This is a genomic window from Rothia sp. HSID18067 (genome assembly GCF_003989445.1).
Classification (GTDB): domain Bacteria; phylum Actinomycetota; class Actinomycetes; order Actinomycetales; family Micrococcaceae; genus Rothia; species Rothia aeria.
In genome coordinates this window covers 14,895-31,339 of the sequence record NZ_RBMF01000004.1, presented here as the reverse complement: position 1 = coordinate 31,339, position 16,445 = coordinate 14,895, and the positions used below count along the sequence as shown (strand labels likewise).

Sequence of the window (16,445 nt, the reverse complement as noted above, 5' to 3'; positions counted from 1 at the left end):
CGGCCCCGCCCGCAACGAAGACGTGCACACACTCCACCCTATAGAAAGGCAACTGATGGCTGAGATACAGTTCAATGCCCCCGGCGAGCGCGAAAAGTCGCTGTGGCTCATTAAGAAGGAAAACGACCCGAGCCACTCGCAGTGGTATATTGAGCGTTTTAAGCAGATGGAGGCTGAGGGTAACGACCTGGGCGGTGAGTCACGTGTTCTGGATGCGATGGCTTCTCGAGGGGCAAAAATTCTGGATGCCGGGTGCGGCCCGGGCCGGGTGGGTAAGCAGCTGCACGCGCTGGGGCACCGCGTCACCGGTGTGGATATTGACCCTGAGCTGATTGATGAGGCGACCCGTGTGTGCCCCGAGGCTTCCTGGGTCACCGCTGATTTGGCGGATTTGCCGCAGGCTCTTGGGTTCAATGGTGAAGCCGGTCAGGACGGGTTTGAGCTGCTGGTGTGTTCGGGGAATGTGATGGGCTTTTTGGCGCGTTCTACCCGGTACCCTGTGGTTGAGAATTTTTATCGGGTGCTGGCCCCGGGCGGCCGGGCCGTGGTGGGGTATGGTTCCGGCCCTGGGCGGGATTATTCGTTTGAGCAGTTCCTTGCGGATGCGCGTCAGGCCGGTTTTAATGTGGATGCCACCTACAGCACCTGGGATTTGCGTCCTTTCACCGAGGATTCGGAGTATTTGGTGGCGGTTCTTTCGCGGGCTAAGTAGGGTTCGTCTAGGCTTCGGGGCGGTATGTTGTCGAACATACCGCCCCCGTTGTGTTGTGTAGGTGGCTTCTATGAGGAAATCAGGTGGATGGCGCGTGCTGTTTCTTCGGGCAGTAGCGCCCCGGCTCCCAGCAGCAGGATGACGAGCGCGGCGACCACGGCAATGGTGGCTGAGCGCCAGCCGGGGTGCAGCTCGTTAAAGGTGATCAGGTGCGGGTGCAGCTTATCAATATCGAGCACGTTCGCTTTCTGGTAGACGGTGGTCTGCTCCGAGAGTTTTGAGGAGACAGTGCGCATCGTTTTTGCATCCCAGACGCGCCCGTCCAGGCGCATGAGCGGTTTCTTGTTTTTGCCGATGGCCCACATGGCGGGGACGGGGCGGTACCGCAGCCGCCCCATGCCGGTGGTTTTTTTGCCGTGCGCCTGTTTGGGGTAGAGCTTTTCAACAAGGATGGTGTGGTCTATGTTTTTGAGCGGCACGGCTTTCCAGCCGATGAGGCGGGCACGCAGCACGTGGGTGTCGGTCAGGGCCACAATGGTGGGTTTGAGCACCGAGTAGAGGCTGATACCGGCGCAGAACGCGATGAGCAGCGTCACTATGGTGTAGGGCAGGGCGGGCCGTTTGTAGCCGAGGAAGGCGAGCGCGGCGATGAGTGTGAGGGTGCCCGGTAGTGCCGCTTCGACGCGCCTGCCGTAGGAGCGGATGCGCGGGTGGTAGATGTGTTCGGCGGTGCCGTGTTTGCTGCTGATTTCGTGTGCGCGTTCTGCCATACTCTCCACTTTAGTGGCATGAGCGCTCATAGCCTAGTGGGGCGCGCGGTTTCTGCCGTTCGGGCACATGGTTTCTCAGGTGCAGCCGGTCTCAGTGTGGGTGCTGCGAATACGGGGCGTTTACCTGCTGGCGGGAACGGGGGGATAATACCGGCGGTGTTTCAGAAGGAGACGCGCACGGATTTCGCGTCTACCTCGGCCATGCCTTTGAGTGTGAACGGGATTTCTTTTGTTATTTCTTTATGGGTTCCCGTGTATAAATCCAGCTGCTCGAACGAGATTTTTACTTTGCCTTCTGCGGGTGAGAGTTTCCACATTTTGTCTGATTCTGCGGTTACTTTCGGCTGCGGGTATTCAATAACTGACCATTTCACTGCCCCATCTACTCGCCCACCGAAGGAGTACTCAAATGGGCATCCGGACGGGTATAGGGTATTTTGGGCTGCGCATTTATCAACGTAGGAACGCACCTGGGTTTGTACGGATTCCAGCGCCTTTTCGCTTGGTTCCAGGGCTATATCGGCCTGGGAGGATGCATCCGCTGTGAGCACCTGCTGCACGCTTTTTGAGGTGGTGTACACTGCGGAGTCGTAGGCGACCGTGTACACCCCGGGGTAGAATACTGGGAATGATGCCTCGCCCTGATCGACGGCGACTTTACGGTTATTCACGGTGGCCGCCTCAACCCCCGCAATTTTCACTTTGAGGGTGGGCAGCTCCCCCGCCTCAATATCCCAGCGGTCGAAGACCCCCCAGTGGGTGCCCGCCTGGTGGAGCCGGAAATCGGTGTGTTCGTTTTTGCCGTCAATGGTGTAGGAGGCGCGCACTGTTGCTTTATTGCCGTTGGGGTCTTTTTCTATGACGTCAATCTGCACATCTTTGAGGGTTGAGGCTGCACGCCGCAGCGTGTCGCCGTCGAGCATAGCGGGGTCCCCGTCGGGGATTCTGGCCCCGAGCAGCCCCAGCGCGTATGATCCGTTGCCCGTTTGGAGTGCGTGGAAATATTCGCGTACTTTCCCTTCCGGCCCGTACACCAGTTTATTGGTGGCGAAAAGCGCGCCAGCGGCCGCCACGAGGGACACGATAACGCCAATAACCCAGGCAGTCAGGAGCTTCTCGACGGGAGAGTGAATACGCATAGATAAAGAATAGCTCACAGTGAGTGCACTATTAGTACGTATGTAATTCCCGTCATACCGTTCTTGTTTTATGTATGCGCCTTTGGTTACTTTTTGGCTAAAAGTTATTTTCTGCAATATCGCAGACGTTTATAGGCTCACAGGGCGGGCTCTAGTTAATCCCCCGCAAGTCCAACACGAGTTCGCTCTCATCCGCGGCATCACCGGTGACGATGACCGGAATACCCCAATCCTGCTGGTACAGGTGGCATGCGGCGTGCTCGGGAATATCGCCGTCTTCGGTGCCGTCGCAGGCAGCGGCGCGGGCCGTAATGTGCAGCACCGCCTCTTGAACTTCGGGGTTGAGCACGAGGGTACGGCTGAGCCCTTGGGAGGTACCGGCACCATCCAGCAGGAAATTTTCGGGGGTGGATGAGATTTTCAGCTGGGTCGGGTCTCCCCAACGGGTATCGAGTTTCTGCCCGGTCGGCACGGTAAACCGCGAGGTAAATTCGAGGGTTCCGCCGGTGAGCTTCGTGGCGGGTCGGGCGGTTGTAATCGCCCCTTCGTCCACTTTCTGCGCCTGCGCCGGAATCGCGGCACGCACCAGCTGGTGCGCATTGGTTTCCACGATTATCAGGCAGGGATCCTCACCCAGGCTATGCTCCACCAGGAGGTCGGCAGGTTCGGCGAGTCCGCGCTGCAAGGTGCTCAGTTCCTTTGCGGCAGGATCCCAGCGGCGAATCGCGCCGTTATAGGTGTCTGCCACTGCGATAGAGCCGTCGGGAAGCTCCGCGAGTCCCAGAGGATGCTGCATACGGGAGGTCTGCGAGTCGCCGTCCACAAACCCGAAATCGAATAGTCCCAGCCCTACGGCAGAGGTCACCTGTACGCTCTGGTATCCGTGCTCATCCCGCGTAAAGGTTACGTGGCGCAGCCCGCTGGTTTCCGAGCAGGCTACCCACAGACTGCCGTCACGCGCCTCGATAATGCCGGAGGGCTGGGCAAACCATGCGTCCTCGGCGGTACCGTCCTGCAGCCCTTCAACCCCGGCACCCGCGAAAATACTGACGGTTTCAGACACGGGGTCGTAGCCGAAAAGCTGGTGGGTGCCAGCCATCGCGATCACGAACTGCCCGGCTTCACGCGAATAGACCGCATCCCATGGGGACGAGAGCGCTATAGCGGTGGCGGGCACATCCGCGGGGATATGGTTTGCGTTGCCCGTGACGGCGTTGTCTCCATCGATCACACGCTGCACGCCGTTGCCCGCAAGGGTACGAACCTCGCCCGTGCGCAGGTTCAGCGAGCGCAGCCGGTGATTCACGGTGTCGGTGATCAGCACATCGTACCCGAGTTTTTCACGAAGTTCGGCGGGTACCAAAGCAAGCCCTTGCGGTTCGTTAAAGCGTGCAGTGGTTCCGGTTCCGTCGGCGTAGCCTTTTTCGCCGTCCTCTCCCCCGCCGTAGGTTGCCAGTACCGTGTTGAGGTCTTCGGCAACCTGCAGGATGCGGTGCCTAGCGGTATCGGACACCAGGTAGGTGCGTGAGCCGGTGCCGAACAGGTTTTTGGGTCCGAACTCTGTGGGGAGTTCAATAGCCTTCCCCGGAAAAGCGAATGTTCCCTCGGTTTTGGGTCGGGGCACATAGGGGCCGTCGCCACGGTGCAGGGTACCTTTTTCCTCATGTTCGGCAACGAGCTCACGCACGAGTGAGATAAGCCCCTGCACGTGCCCCTCACCGGAAAGATGCGCCACAATATACCCTTCGGGGTCGATAACCACGAGCGTGGGCCAGGCGCGGGCGGTATAAGCCTGCCAGGTGGTGAGTTCGGGGTCGTCGAGTACGGGGTGTTTGATGTCGTAGCGGTCTACGGCTGCGGCGAGCGCTGCCGGGTCTGCCTCATGCTCAAATTTGGGGCTGTGCACGCCCACGGTGACGAGCACATCCGAGAATTCTTCTTCGAGGGGGCGCAGCTCGTCGAGCACGTGCAGGCAGTTAATGCAGCACAGGGTCCAGAAGTCGAGAATCACGATTTTGCCGCGAAGAGCCTGCAGGTCTAGGCTCTTCTCGCCGGTGTTGAGCCAGGATCGTCCGATGAGTTCGCTGGCGCGCACGCGCACGGTTTTCTGCCCGGTATGATCTTGCCCGGAATGCTGGTTGCTGGTTTCGCTCACGATTCTCTCCCCTATGGTTTCGCGCCCAGACCCCGCTGAGCAGCAGGGTGCGCTCGTTTCACCCTATTATGCCAGCGGTGCGGGCGTGTTCACCGGGCGGTAAAAGTTTATGAACTCGCCCCGCAATACGCCGTCATATTCTGTCATAGAGTCTCCTGCTCCCCTGTTGTTATGGCGGCCTGCGGGGTTGTTCCTCATTCGCACGCCAATAGTTTTGTCCGGCAGATAGTTTTTCTTTCCGCCCGTACTTTATAAATAAGTGCGCCCGCCCGTCGGGATATCCGGCGGGCGGGCTATTACACGGTGCGGGCAGATTTTAGTGCTTCGGAATCGGCTGCAGGCGGCGCAGCTGGGTTACGTGTTTGGGCTCCAGCTCAGCCACGTTCTGCACCTGCAGCAGCTTCATGGTGCGGCGCACCTCTTCGGAGAGAATTTCGATGGTGCGGTCCACGCCGCGGCGGCCACCTGCCATCAGCCCGTACAGATAGGCGCGCCCAATCAGGGTGAACTTCGCACCCAGTGCCAGGCAGGCCACCACGTCGGCGCCATTCATAATCCCGGTATCAACCATCACCTCGGTGTCCATACCGACTTCACGCACTACCTCCGGGAGCAGGTGGAACGGTACGGGTGCGCGGTCCAGCTGGCGTCCGCCGTGGTTCGACAGCAGAATACCGTCCACACCCAAATCGGCAAGTTTCTTGGAGTCCTCAACATTCTGCACGCCCTTAATGACGATCTTGCCGGGCCAGATGCTGCGGATTTCTTTCAGGTCCTCATAGTTAATGGAGGGGTCCATCGCCGCGTTCAGCAGCTCGCCCACGGTACCGCCGGTTGAGGAGAGCGAGGCGAATTCCAGCTTGGGGGTGGTCAGGAAGTCGTACCACCACCAGGGGCGCGGGATAGCGTTCGCTACGGTCTTGAGCGACAGCTGCGGCGGGATGGAGAAACCGTTGCGCTTATCGCGCAGTCGTGCGCCAGCTACCGGGGTGTCTACAGTAAAGAAGAGCGTGTCGAACCCGGCCTTGGCGGCGCGTTCAACCAGCCCGTAGGAGATTTCACGCTCACGCATCACGTATAGCTGGAACCAGAGGCGCCCGTCGGGGTTTACCTTGCGCACATCCTCAATGCTGGTGGTGCCCAGTGTTGAGAGGCAGAACGGGATGCCTGCCGCGCCGGCGGCGCCAGACCCCGCGATCTCGCCTTCGGTTTGCATCAGGCGGGTGAAGCCGGTGGGGGCAATACCGAACGGCATGGCGGAGGTGCCGCCCAGTACCTCGGTGGTGGTGTCTACGGTCGAAACATCAGTGAGCACGCCGGGGTGAAACTCGATGTCTTCGAATGCCTGGCGGGCACGGTTCATGGAGAATTCACCTTCGGCGGCTCCGTCGGTGTAGTCGAAGGCAGCGGCGGGGGTGCGGCGCTTAGCGATTTTGCGCAGGTCGTAGATGGTCAGCGCTTTTTCCAGGCGGTTTCCGGTGAAGTCCAGGCTAGGCTTTTTGAACTGCATGAATTCCATGAGTTCGCTCGGTTTGGGAAACTGACGCTGTACCATTGATGCGCCTTCTTTCTGCGGTGTCACCGCGTCATTGCTGTACCTTCGTGTCGGCGAGGGGCGGGGGTGGGCCACCTCTCATATGCGGTTAGACCACACACCCTTAAAAGTAAGCTTAAGCTAACGTAAAGTCAATTATTAGGGTAGGCTGTACTTATTAAAATCTGTGTGGTGATGCGGTATTCCGCAGGCACAAACCCACACCGGGAGCGCACATCCCCGCACAGCATGTTCTCCGCACGGGAAACCCCACAAAGGTATTCCACAAGCCAGAACACACCGATGACTGATAAAACTCTGCCCAGTAGCGTAGTATCGGAAGTAGACGGTGAAAAACAAACAACCACACAGCGCACACAAGGACTTCACCATGGACCAGACCCAATCACGACGCGGACGCCCGCCCCGCATCACCCATGACCAGATAGCGCAGGCAGTCATTGACGTTGGTTTCCCAAACCTCACCTTCGCGGCGGTACGCGAAAAACTGGGGGTGGGTGAAAGCACCCTCTACCGGTACGCCCCCGACCGCGACGAGCTTGTACGAATGGGCCTGAACTATGCGTTCTCCCAAGTTGAAATGCCCCCGCTTGAAGGGCACTGGCGGGACATCCTCCATTCCCAGGCGGTGCACCTGTGGCGCAGTTTTGAGAAATACCCCGGCTCCGCCACCGAAGCCGCACGCGGGGTGGTTCCCGCCGTGGCCATGTACTTCCTGGAAGAGCTATGTGCTGCCCTGATTCGCCGCGGGTTCACCCCCGAAAACGCTGTTATTGCCTGCGACACCCTTTTCGATATGGTGATCGACAACAGGCGCGGAGTCGAGCATATTGACGCCCTCATCCCCGATAGCGGCCCGGGGCGGGAGAACATCCTGGAGCAGGTGGGGCAAGACCAGCCCGCACCGCACCAGCAGGATCAGGACCAGGATACTGACCCCTACCGGGAGCAGGCCCAACAGGCAATACTGGATGTTTTTACGCGTGACCCGTATGACTGGCTCATCTGCAAGATCACCATCATCCTTGACGGTATCGCGCAATCACTCGCGCCGCAGCAGCCCCCGGATGCCTCCGCCCTCCCCGATGACTCACCGGCAGAACACTCCGACGATACCCCCACATAAAAGCTCCCGCCCCAACCAGCTACAGGCCGGTTGGGGCGGAAGACTATCTGGTTTCTAGACCCTGCACACTGTGCGTTCACGTGCGGAGGCTAACGGCGCAGGTTCGGCGGTTTCCCCGCCGGATACGCCATCCTAGTAGTACATGCCGTGGCGGTAGTCCCAGCTGGGGAACGAGTCGGAGAGGTGACGCATAATCGCCTCATAATCCAGGCCCTTACGGATCAGCACCGGTGCGGGGGTTACCCCACGCTCGCCGTGCTGTTCGGGGACAATCTCGCCCTCATCATCAACCATGGACACCATCACGCCCTGCTCGTGGCGGGTCTCCTCAGACTTATCGGGCTGAATGGACTTCACATACTCGTCGGAGCGGATAATCAAATCCACGCTGCTTTCAATGCGCTCACCAATGCCGCTGGCACGGCCCTTATTGCCAATACCGGAGGGGTTTGCTGAGCTTGCGAAGGTCAGGCGCCCGCCTTCCCACAGCTTACGCACGATCTGCTCACCGGGCACGCCGAAACGGATCACGAAGCAGCTGGTCGCGCGGGTGTCTCGGGTCAGTTCCTTGGTGGTCTCATCCGGCAGGTACTTCTCGGCGTCCTCACGCCACGGCAGGATGCACCCCAGCAGGATGTCCTCGTCCCAGTGTTTCTGGTAGAAGTCGCGGATTTCCGGGGTTAGCTGGGCGAGAGCCTCAAGCTGCTCCATGGAACCGCACAGCACAACGCCAGGCTTCTGGCGCTTGCGCTGTTTCGCGTCAAACTTACGTTCTAGTCCTTCGCCGTCGGTTGCCATGAGAATGTAACCGACCTTTGTGGGGGATACAATAAGGCCGCCTTTACCAGAGAGAATAGATACGGCCTGCGGGGATGCTTCCCCGGTCCATTCTTCGAAGGTGGGGGCTGATGCTGCGTTGTTAGTCATGGGGTTTATTATATTCCGCAGGCTTTTGTTGGCGCGACGGTCAGGGCAGACATCCACATAATGAGAAGAGCCTCCGGGAGAAACCACCGCCAGCACGTCACGCTCACGGGACGAAAAACCCGCAAAGGGGGCATCATCATAGAGCCCGGGCGGGGCTTTCTGGCACACGGTTATAGGCCGCGGCGCGTGTCCTCCTCGTGCAGACGCTCAAACATTTCGTTGTAGGCGTTCAGTTCGGCGTCCCCGTCACGCTCGGCCTGCCGGTCAATGCGTGCAGCGAGTTTTTTGTCGGCCTTTGCCCACTGGAAGCCCACCGCAACCGCCACGATCATGGTCGGGATTTCGCCGATACCCCACATGAGCGCACCGCCCATCTTCTGATCGTCCAGCGCCGACAGACCCCAGGTGCGCCCCAAGTTACCGAACCAGGAGGCGGCCAGCAGGGCCTTCGAGTTCATGATCGAAATACCCACGAAGGCGTGGTACCCCAGGGTTGCGATCAGCATAATCAGGCGCATTGGGTACTGGGGGCGGTGCGGAATCGGGTCAATGCCGATCAGCACCAGCATGAAGATATAGCCCGTGAGCGTAAAGTGAATCATCATGAATTCGTGCCCGATATGGTACCGCAGCATCACCCCGAAAAGTGGCGTGAAATAAACAACAACGATTGAGCCAGCAAAATTGACGGCGGCAAAAATGGGGTGCGTAACAACTTTCGACCACCCCGAATGCACAATGCGCACAATCCACTCGCGCGGGCCTCGCGTGCCGTCCTGGCGCGGCTCCAGCGCCTTAAGCAGCAGCGTTACGGGCGCACCTAATACCAGCAGAATCGGTACGACCATCGTGAGCACCATATGCTCAAACATGTGCACCGAAAACAGCACGCGCGAATACACGGCGGGCGGGCCGGAGGTGATGTAGTTCAGCACCAGCAGCCCCAACATCCAGGAGACGGCACGCATCACGGGCCAAGAGTCACCCGCACGACGTACTTTCACGAATGCCCACAGGTATACAATCGCCAGGTACCCCAGCACAGCAACCCAGAACCAGTCCCAACGCCACTCGGTGAACCAGCGCTGAAAATGCGGCTCGGGCGGCATGTCGTACCAGGTGATAATGCGCACCGGCGTGGCATCCGGCGCGAGAGTTTCCGGAACCGGCGGCGGCGTGCGTGATAGCGAAGCCCCCAGCCCGGAGGCCGCCCCCATAATCACAAGCTCAGCAGCTATGGCGCTCCACAGGGCGCGTGTGCCGCTCATCTTACCGGCGGCGAGCGCGGGAATGAGCCTGAGGCGATGCGCCGCGCCAATAGTTCCCAGAATCAGGGTCAGCCCTAGTTTTAGGAGCACAATCTTGCCGTAGTCGGTGCCTAAGTCCCGCCACGACGACATGCGCACCCCGGCGTTCGTAATGCCCGAGAGCAGCACGAGAATGAACCCGATGAGGGCAAGCAGAGAGTAGCGGCGCAGTACCGCATGGGCCATTGGCAAGCGACGAGATGCCGCAGTGTGTTCGCCGCGGCGCTCCTCAACGACGGTGCCGGTGCCCGCATCCTTACCAGAAATACCGCGCGAGATAAACACCAGCGCGATCAGCCCGCCGCACCAGATGCTCACCCCCAGCAGGTGCAGCCCCAGGGAGTTAACGGCGCCCATATGGTCCTGCCCGCCCGAGGAATGCCCCGAAAGCGCCATATCCGCGATACCGACGAGCGAGATCATGAAGATGAAAAACAGCCCCATGAGTGAACGCACCCCGAAACAGGCGGTGGCGACCACGGCGGCGACCACCACGGTCATGCCTTTTTCTTTGCCCGCATCTAACGTGGTGACGTAGCTGATCAGCTCACTGGCGTACTCGGCACCGGAGCCAATGGGCCGCCCCGAAATATCGGCGTAGGAAAGAATCAGCACAGCCAGCGCCGCTAGAGTCCACAGCACGGCGGAGGCGGCGGCAAGGTTCAGCACATCGGCGAACGGCTTGTACTCTTTCTCAGCGGTATTGTGTGCGGAGCGTGTGCCGTGGCGTGTTCCGGCGGCATCGGCGGCGTAGCGGGGAATAATGCCCATCGCGAAGATTAGCGCGCCCATAGTCGTCGCCATTGCAAAGTTATGCACAACCTCGGTGATGGGCAGCCCCCAGCGCACGAGTGCACCCGCATCCGCTAAGTCCGTTGCGGCGTTGGCGGCGGTAATGCGCAGTGAAATAATCAGCACCAGCAGCCCCACGCCCGCGTAGGCGGCAATCCAGGGTGCGCTCAGCCCGGGGCGCACGGCGGCGCTCTTGGGGCTTGCCTCGGTTTTCTGCGGTTGTGAAGACATAGTAGCCATAGTTCTTTTTATCTGTGGTGTGTGCGATGGTGCGTGTTAGGTATGCGCGTACATTCTGGGTGGCTAGGTGAAGAGGCTTTCGCCGATATACCCGCCTTCCTCACGTACCCCTGCGGGGATAGCGAAAACCGCCGACCCGATGGGAATCGTCCATGTGTTGAGCATATCGAGTTTTTCGAGCCGTTTCTGAATGGGCACAAATTGTTGCACCGGGTCGGTCTGGTACGCCACGAAAATCAGGCCCGCGTTGGAGATACCGCCGGAGACCTCCCCGTGCCGGGACAGCCCGCCCGCGTTCGCCACGGGTTCGTCGTAGTTATAGGCACGGCGCAGGATGCGCTCCCACGGTTTTTTATCGAGTTCTTCCCCGCGGGCCCGGCGAATATGCGCGTAGGGGGCGATCATTTCAAACCCCAGGTTGTCGGTTTTGGCGAAGTCGGGGTCGTCGAATTCTTTTGTCCCGGTCAGTGGTGCCCCGTTGGAAAGTTTACGGCCGATCGCGTCCTCACGGGCGGGGGTGTCTACTTCATCCCAGGTGTCCAGGTTCATGTGGATGCGCCGAATCACCACGGAGGTGCCGCCGGGTTCCCACGCCTGCGGGTAACCAGCGCTGGCGCTGCCTTTGCCCCACACGATGTCGTCGAGGCTGGCGCCGCCGCGTCCTGGGTTTGCGGCGGGGTCGGCGGTGGGGTTCACGGTGCCGTCTACCTGCCCGAACAGGTTACGCGGCGTGCCGGTGCCCGCCCCGAAAGCACGCAGGAACCCGTTCTGCACCCACCTAATACGCCCGAAGGAGCGGGTGTCTTTGGTGAGCATCCGCTGGGCGTGGGAGAGTACCGTGAGGTCGTCACAGCATAGCTGCAGCAGCAGGTCGCCGCCGGTGTAGGCGTCCTGAAGCTTGTCGATGGCGGGGAACGCCGGTAGGGGTGCGAGCCAGCCGGGTTTTTTCTCGGGTGCGGCGATATCGAAGATGCGGGGGCCGAACCCAATAGTGACGGTCAGGTTCGCGCTGACCTGGGCAAGTTCAGGTTCTTGGTCGGTGAGCGGGGCGGTTCCTCTCGTCAATGCTGCAGCATCGTTGGTGAGGATACGCAGGAGCCGCTGGATTGCCTCGGCGTGGAGGTTTTCGTTCAGATCAATGGCGATGAACCGGGCGTGCGCTTGGGATTCTGTGGCGATCCCCTGCTGATGTTCACCGTAGAATCCTGCCGTGGCGTCGGTGAGGGCAATGTCGGCGGGTTTCCGCCCGGGGACCGACATGTCCGAGCGGGGCGGTGACAGCAGCGCGTGGGCGCTGGCCCCGGCAACAGCGCCGACCCCTACCCCGGCGGCGCCGGTAATGACGGTGCGGCGGCGCATTGCGCCTAGGGGTGTCTGCCCTGCAGTATCTGTGGTTTTATGTGGGTTTTCGGGTGGCATGTTTTATCCTGCGCTACTCGTGGTGGTTGTAAGGTGGTGTGCGCATTCTGGATGCTACGGCGGTAGCATCCTGCTGCACCGGTTACGGGCTTTCCTACAGTAGGTACGATAGGGCCGGTTACCGCCCGATCCGGCGCGGCTTAAGTCCATTTATTTTACCAAATAGTTTTTCGGTTCTGAGTGGTTTGCCGTTGTTTTTTCTGGGTTTCGCGGCGGGGCCGGCGCCTTGCGGTGCAGGGCTCAAAAGTCCTGCACCGCAAGGCACCGTGTGATGACCTGGTGCCATCTGCTTGCCCGCCTCCCATAGAGCGATTTACGGTATTAGCGCGGTGCTGCGGCTACTTGCACTCGGGCAGCGGCGATTCGGAGGCCCCTGCCGCACCGTGCGAATGCTCGTGGGATCCTTCACCATGGTCATGGTCAGCGTGCTCATCGGCTGAGGCCGACCCGGAGGCTGAGGACCCGCCGTGTTCATGGTCATGTCCCTCATGCGAGTGGTCATGCCCGCTTGCCGAGGCATCGGCGGTGGCTGACGCGGAGCCTTCACCCTTGTACTCTTCCTTCGCGCCCTGGTAGTCGCGGGCCACCGGCTTAAATTCAAGGGAAGCGCCGTCTTCGGTCTTGACCGTCACAGTGGTCGCCCCGCCTGCGGCGAGCGAGCAGCTCATATCCATGAGCATAATGTGGTCACCACCGGGCTTGAGTTCCAGGGTGGCACCGGGCTCAATGGTGAACTCGTGCACCTGCTCCATCTTGGTGCCGCCATCTGAGCCTTTGGTGGTGGTGTGCAGCTGCACGGTGTCGGTGGCGGTCGAGGAGGCGCCGGTGATCTTCACCGGCTTGTCCCCGCTATTGGTGATTTTGCCGAACACGCCGGTCATGCCGCCCTTGCTGGCTTTCACCCAGGCCCCCTCAATTTTTAGGGTGCCTGACGAGGCGCTGGCTCCCTGTCCGCCTGCAGCGCTGGCCCCCGCTGAGGCTGATGAGCTTGCCGAGGAGGAGGCTGATGCGGAACCGGATGTGCCGGTGCTGGTGGAGCCACCCCCGCAGGCGGAGAGCAGCAGCACCCCAGCTGCGGCGGTGCAGGTAAAGGTTACGAGCTTCTGATGATTCTTGAACATGGTTGGTTTTCTCTTTCTGGGCGGTACCGCCCGGTGTGTGCTGTGCGCAGCTGAGGTCAGGGGACGACCCCAGCTATTGCGCTTACTGAGGTAGTGCGGCTACTCACTGGTTCCCGGCCCGTCGTTGCGTTTGCGGATGAGCATCACCGCAATCGCCCCGACCAGCAGGATCAGCAGCCCGCTGCCGCCCCACAGCCAGGGGGCGAGTCCTTCTTTATGTTCCGTGTCCGACCCGTTCTGCGCCTCGCTGCTCTGTTCGGCGGAGGCGCTGCTTACAGGTGCCGAGGCGGTTTTACCGGCCCCCACAGTAAACCTGTAGGTACCCTGAATGGGGTGCCCGTCGGATGAGACCACGCGCCAGGTGACGGTGTACGTTTCATCCGCTGCGGGGTCTTTGAGGTTGAGGGTCTGGGTGACGGTGTTGCCGCTGACTTTAGCGTCGCCTTTCCCTTCAACAAGGGAGTTGCCGGCCGAGTCGGTCACGCGCACCCGGTTGCCGCCCTCAACGTTCATGAGGTTAGCGCTGTAGGTGAGCGTGATTTCGGTGGGTGCCTTGCTGAGGGTCGCATCGGCGGCGGGGGTGCTGCTGACGAGCTCGTCGTGCGCATAAGCGGGCGTGGCGGTGAGCGTCAGCAGCGTTGCCGTGAGCGCGGCAAGTAGGGTACGCAAAATAGTGCGCATAGTGTTTCCTTGTCTGAGTCACGGGTTGCGGTAACCCGGGTGCGGGTGCGTGCACCATCTGGCACGCTGGCTTTCTCAGACGAAGGCGGGCGGGCCGCGCTCAATACGGCAGTATTTGAGGGTGGCAACCCGCCCGGTGGCGGGTGCGTTCGGAATATACAGCAGGATGCGCCGCTCCAGCAGCGGCAGCACGGCTGGCGGGGTGAAAAGCGCCACCCCTAGGGCACGCACTTTCATGGCGAGCAAGCGTATTAAGCGAGCGAGGGTGCGTTCGGCGCTGTAGAGCACCCCCAGACTGGCGATAGCTGCCACTAGGTGCACCCCGAACATGGGCATATGCGCGTGTTCGGCCGCTGCGTGGGTGAGGGTGTGGGTGCCGCCTACCCCGCCGCCCGATGGGTCATAGTCATAGGGCGTGTTTCCTGGTAAAACATGGTTGCCCAGCGTATGGGTATGTGCCCCGTGCGCGGCGGTGCCGGCGTGGGCGGCTGCGATGTGCTCCCCCGCTAGGGAAGGCGCGTGGGAGAGGTTAAAGAGTGTGTGCAGTAGTGCTTGTACGGCAACGGCGCCTAGGGCAGTTCCTGCGGTGAGGGCTTGGGGGATGCGGTTGCGCATCCGGCTCATAACCAGCAGCAGCCCCAGGCTCATGAGCGCCCCAAGCGCGGTGCACAGGATGAGAAGCATAAGGTGCGGCGCGCTGGCCCCGGCGAGGGTGTGTCCGGCTGCGCCGAGGAGCACGGCGGTACCTGAGATAGCCCAGGCACGCCCCATTAGAGCGGTGCGGGTGGGGATGCACAGCGTGTGCGCATCCGTTTCAGTGCATGCGCAGGGGGTATTGCAAGGGGTGAAGGCGCGCCGAGCGTAAGCGTTAGCTGCGTCGCGCATATATGCCTCCTCGCTGCTGGTACACCGTGTGTGCGGTTTTCGTGTACAGCACCCATTCTACCGGTAATACCGTAGGGCGCCGCACCCTCCGTTGGATGCGGCGCCTGTTGGGCTACCGCCCGAGGCGCGGAGCGTTACCTGTGGCCCCTGAACGGCAGCTTCCTGTGCCGAGGTGGTTGAGCCGTACGGCGCGCCTTATTTCCGCACTGACGCGCCGCTGCTCTTTCCGCACAGGCTTATGAGCTGGCGGCCTTATCGGGTCAGTTGTTCGCCTGCCGCATACGGTGGTGTAGGCGGCTTCTTTCCCGAAGGGATTGTGCGAAGGCGTGACCGTCAGCTCAGCAGCATGGAGGGGGTTCTAGTGGAGGTGGTCATGAGGGTTTTCCTCTGTGGTGGTTGGTATACGGTTTGGGGTGTACTGCCGCAGTTCGTGCACCCGCATTATTGCAGGCTTGCGGTAGTGATAGGTTCCACTATATAAGGGGTGGCTATGTTTGACCTGTGTTTATACTGTGATACCCACCTGTGAACAGCGAGAGCACCGAAGCAGTGGGGTTTGGCGAGGCGGCTCCCACCTCAGCTGTAGCGGGATACTGCCGCAGCGGGGATACCGTGGCGCCCCTGCCGCAGGTAGTGTGCCTCTGTCTGCTATTAGGGTCGGGGCCGCAACAAGGCACACGCCACTCCCCCGCTTGTTTTTGAGGCCAACGTTCGGGGAGCAGCTGTTATCCGCTCAATGGAGGGAACTATTTGGAGGTCTGTGTGGGTTCTGCTGGCGCTTTGGGGGTGACGTTCTGCCCGCTGGGCACAGTAGGAACCTGCGGTGTTGCGGGTTTTTCAGTGGTGGGAGACCCGTTTTTAACAACGGTGTATTCCCCGTCTACGCTCACTTCTGCGGTGTCACCGTTGGCGTAACGGGTTTCCCATGAGCCGTCTGCTTTGACCGTGGTGGTGTCACCATTGGGGTTGGTGCGGGTCCAAGACCCTGCGGTACCCACAGTGACGGTTGCCCCGCCGTTTTCGGTGTTCTTCCAGGCTGGGCTGCTTGCGGAGGTTGCGGGTTTCTGCCCGCTGCCATCCGTCTGGGTGCCGCCGCCTGCGCTGGTTTCGGCGGCACTGGGGCTGGTGCTGGTCTTAGGTTTTTCGTGGGGGTTCGCCTGGGTGGAGGAACCTGCCGTGACCGGGTTTGTTTCTGCGCCTGCACTACCAGTGGTTTTGCCTGCTGCGGTTCCTTTGCTGCCGCCGGCGGTGGGCTTCGGTGTGGTGCTTGCGCTGCTGGTTTCACTGGGGGTTGCGGATGCGCTGTCTTCAGAGATGGTGTTGGTGGTGCCGCAGGCGCTAAGAGTGAGCAGCCCCGCGATGCTAAGAGCGGTCAGTACAGATATTTTTGAATTTTTGAAGACGGTATTCATCTTGTCCTTTTCATGCAACGGGGCTCATATATCGGTGTGGTGCTATTAGCTTAGCAGGGTGACCTCAGTAAACGCCGGGAAATTACAGCTTATTTTTGAGAATGCGCGGCTGTTTTCCTCACGCATGGCGCTCATCCCGGGGCGCATGAGTACTTTTAGTTTCCGCCGCATTGCACACCGCGAATTCTGAGGGCCACAGGGAAA

General features: G+C 60.7%; 14 protein-coding genes. 3 read left to right on the top strand and 11 right to left on the bottom strand.

The annotated features are described in order from the left end of the window. Positions 1 to 55 precede the first annotated feature (55 nt). Positions 56 to 712 carry a class I SAM-dependent methyltransferase gene (locus D8M23_RS10360; protein WP_126854715.1) on the top strand — a complete coding sequence of 219 codons (657 nt, stop codon included), beginning with the start codon at positions 56 to 58 and terminating at the stop codon, positions 710 to 712. Positions 713 to 780: 68 nt separating this feature from the next. Here D8M23_RS10360 and D8M23_RS10355 read toward each other — a convergent pair whose 3' ends face one another. The 4 genes from D8M23_RS10355 to D8M23_RS10340 form a co-directional block, all read right to left on the bottom strand. After that, complete coding sequence (locus D8M23_RS10355) at positions 781 to 1,482, bottom strand: hypothetical protein (protein ID WP_037237568.1); 702 nt, start codon at positions 1,480 to 1,482, stop codon at positions 781 to 783. Between the two features lie 161 nt (positions 1,483 to 1,643). After that, positions 1,644 to 2,621, bottom strand: a complete 978-nt coding sequence (locus D8M23_RS10350; RefSeq protein WP_126854714.1) for a hypothetical protein — start codon at positions 2,619 to 2,621, stop codon at positions 1,644 to 1,646. Positions 2,622 to 2,772: 151 nt separating this feature from the next. Beyond that, positions 2,773 to 4,776: an NHL domain-containing thioredoxin family protein gene (locus tag D8M23_RS10345; protein ID WP_126854713.1), complete on the bottom strand. Its 2,004-nt coding sequence runs from the start codon at positions 4,774 to 4,776 to the stop codon at positions 2,773 to 2,775. A 316-nt stretch (positions 4,777 to 5,092) separates the two neighbouring features. Further along, a complete protein-coding gene (locus D8M23_RS10340) occupies positions 5,093 to 6,331 on the bottom strand; it encodes an alpha-hydroxy acid oxidase (protein ID WP_023134280.1) in 1,239 nt (412 codons plus the stop codon). 370 nt (positions 6,332 to 6,701) lie between these two features. Here D8M23_RS10340 and D8M23_RS10335 point away from each other — a divergent pair, with 370 nt between their 5' ends. Continuing rightward, positions 6,702 to 7,457, top strand: a complete 756-nt coding sequence (locus D8M23_RS10335; RefSeq protein ID WP_126854712.1) for a TetR/AcrR family transcriptional regulator — start codon at positions 6,702 to 6,704, stop codon at positions 7,455 to 7,457. Positions 7,458 to 7,589: 132 nt separating this feature from the next. On the opposite strand, the gene D8M23_RS10330 is transcribed toward D8M23_RS10335, so the two are convergent. The 7 genes from D8M23_RS10330 to D8M23_RS10300 all read right to left on the bottom strand — a co-directional run bounded on the left by D8M23_RS10330 (position 7,590) and on the right by D8M23_RS10300 (position 16,241). Beyond that, positions 7,590 to 8,384 carry an L-threonylcarbamoyladenylate synthase gene (locus D8M23_RS10330; protein WP_161971670.1) on the bottom strand — a complete coding sequence of 265 codons (795 nt, stop codon included), beginning with the start codon at positions 8,382 to 8,384 and terminating at the stop codon, positions 7,590 to 7,592. A gap of 170 nt (positions 8,385 to 8,554) precedes the next feature. Beyond that, positions 8,555 to 10,723, bottom strand: coding sequence for a cytochrome c oxidase assembly protein (locus tag D8M23_RS10325; protein ID WP_126854711.1), 2,169 nt, complete (start codon positions 10,721 to 10,723; stop codon positions 8,555 to 8,557). Positions 10,724 to 10,786: 63 nt separating this feature from the next. Continuing rightward, the gene (locus D8M23_RS10320; protein ID WP_202976140.1) at positions 10,787 to 12,142 is read right to left on the bottom strand and encodes a Dyp-type peroxidase; all 1,356 of its coding nucleotides are present in this window, start codon (positions 12,140 to 12,142) and stop codon (positions 10,787 to 10,789) included. A gap of 338 nt (positions 12,143 to 12,480) precedes the next feature. Continuing rightward, the gene (locus D8M23_RS10315) at positions 12,481 to 13,263 is read right to left on the bottom strand and encodes a copper chaperone PCu(A)C (protein ID WP_126854710.1); all 783 of its coding nucleotides are present in this window, start codon (positions 13,261 to 13,263) and stop codon (positions 12,481 to 12,483) included. Positions 13,264 to 13,362: 99 nt separating this feature from the next. After that, on the bottom strand, positions 13,363 to 13,944 hold the full coding sequence (locus tag D8M23_RS10310) for a copper resistance CopC family protein (RefSeq protein ID WP_126854709.1): 582 nt from the start codon (positions 13,942 to 13,944) through the stop codon (positions 13,363 to 13,365). Positions 13,945 to 14,019: 75 nt separating this feature from the next. Then, positions 14,020 to 14,829 carry a hypothetical protein gene (locus tag D8M23_RS10305; protein ID WP_126854708.1) on the bottom strand — a complete coding sequence of 270 codons (810 nt, stop codon included), beginning with the start codon at positions 14,827 to 14,829 and terminating at the stop codon, positions 14,020 to 14,022. A gap of 746 nt (positions 14,830 to 15,575) precedes the next feature. Beyond that, on the bottom strand, positions 15,576 to 16,241 hold the full coding sequence (locus tag D8M23_RS10300; protein ID WP_126854707.1) for a hypothetical protein: 666 nt from the start codon (positions 16,239 to 16,241) through the stop codon (positions 15,576 to 15,578). Between the two features lie 58 nt (positions 16,242 to 16,299). On the opposite strand from D8M23_RS10300, the gene D8M23_RS12315 reads away from it, so the two are divergent. Then, positions 16,300 to 16,431, top strand: coding sequence for a hypothetical protein (locus D8M23_RS12315; protein ID WP_274543028.1), 132 nt, complete (start codon positions 16,300 to 16,302; stop codon positions 16,429 to 16,431). Positions 16,432 to 16,445 lie beyond the last annotated feature (14 nt).

Excerpts from the sequence above, each read along its gene's own strand:
- D8M23_RS10360 (WP_126854715.1), top strand. The coding sequence starts at position 56 with ATGGCTGAGATACAGTTCAATGCCCCCGGCGAGCGCGAAAAGTCGCTG.
- D8M23_RS10310 (WP_126854709.1), bottom strand. The coding sequence starts at position 13,944 with ATGCGCACTATTTTGCGTACCCTACTTGCCGCGCTCACGGCAACGCTG.
- D8M23_RS10335 (WP_126854712.1), top strand. The coding sequence starts at position 6,702 with ATGGACCAGACCCAATCACGACGCGGACGCCCGCCCCGCATCACCCAT.
- D8M23_RS10305 (WP_126854708.1), bottom strand. The coding sequence starts at position 14,829 with ATGCGCGACGCAGCTAACGCTTACGCTCGGCGCGCCTTCACCCCTTGC.
- D8M23_RS10350 (WP_126854714.1), bottom strand. The coding sequence starts at position 2,621 with ATGCGTATTCACTCTCCCGTCGAGAAGCTCCTGACTGCCTGGGTTATT.
- D8M23_RS10355 (WP_037237568.1), bottom strand. The coding sequence starts at position 1,482 with ATGGCAGAACGCGCACACGAAATCAGCAGCAAACACGGCACCGCCGAA.
- D8M23_RS10300 (WP_126854707.1), bottom strand. The coding sequence starts at position 16,241 with ATGAATACCGTCTTCAAAAATTCAAAAATATCTGTACTGACCGCTCTT.
- D8M23_RS10325 (WP_126854711.1), bottom strand. The coding sequence starts at position 10,723 with ATGGCTACTATGTCTTCACAACCGCAGAAAACCGAGGCAAGCCCCAAG.
- D8M23_RS10320 (WP_202976140.1), bottom strand. The coding sequence starts at position 12,142 with ATGCCACCCGAAAACCCACATAAAACCACAGATACTGCAGGGCAGACA.
- D8M23_RS10340 (WP_023134280.1), bottom strand. The coding sequence starts at position 6,331 with ATGGTACAGCGTCAGTTTCCCAAACCGAGCGAACTCATGGAATTCATG.
- D8M23_RS10315 (WP_126854710.1), bottom strand. The coding sequence starts at position 13,263 with ATGTTCAAGAATCATCAGAAGCTCGTAACCTTTACCTGCACCGCCGCA.
- D8M23_RS10330 (WP_161971670.1), bottom strand. The coding sequence starts at position 8,384 with ATGACTAACAACGCAGCATCAGCCCCCACCTTCGAAGAATGGACCGGG.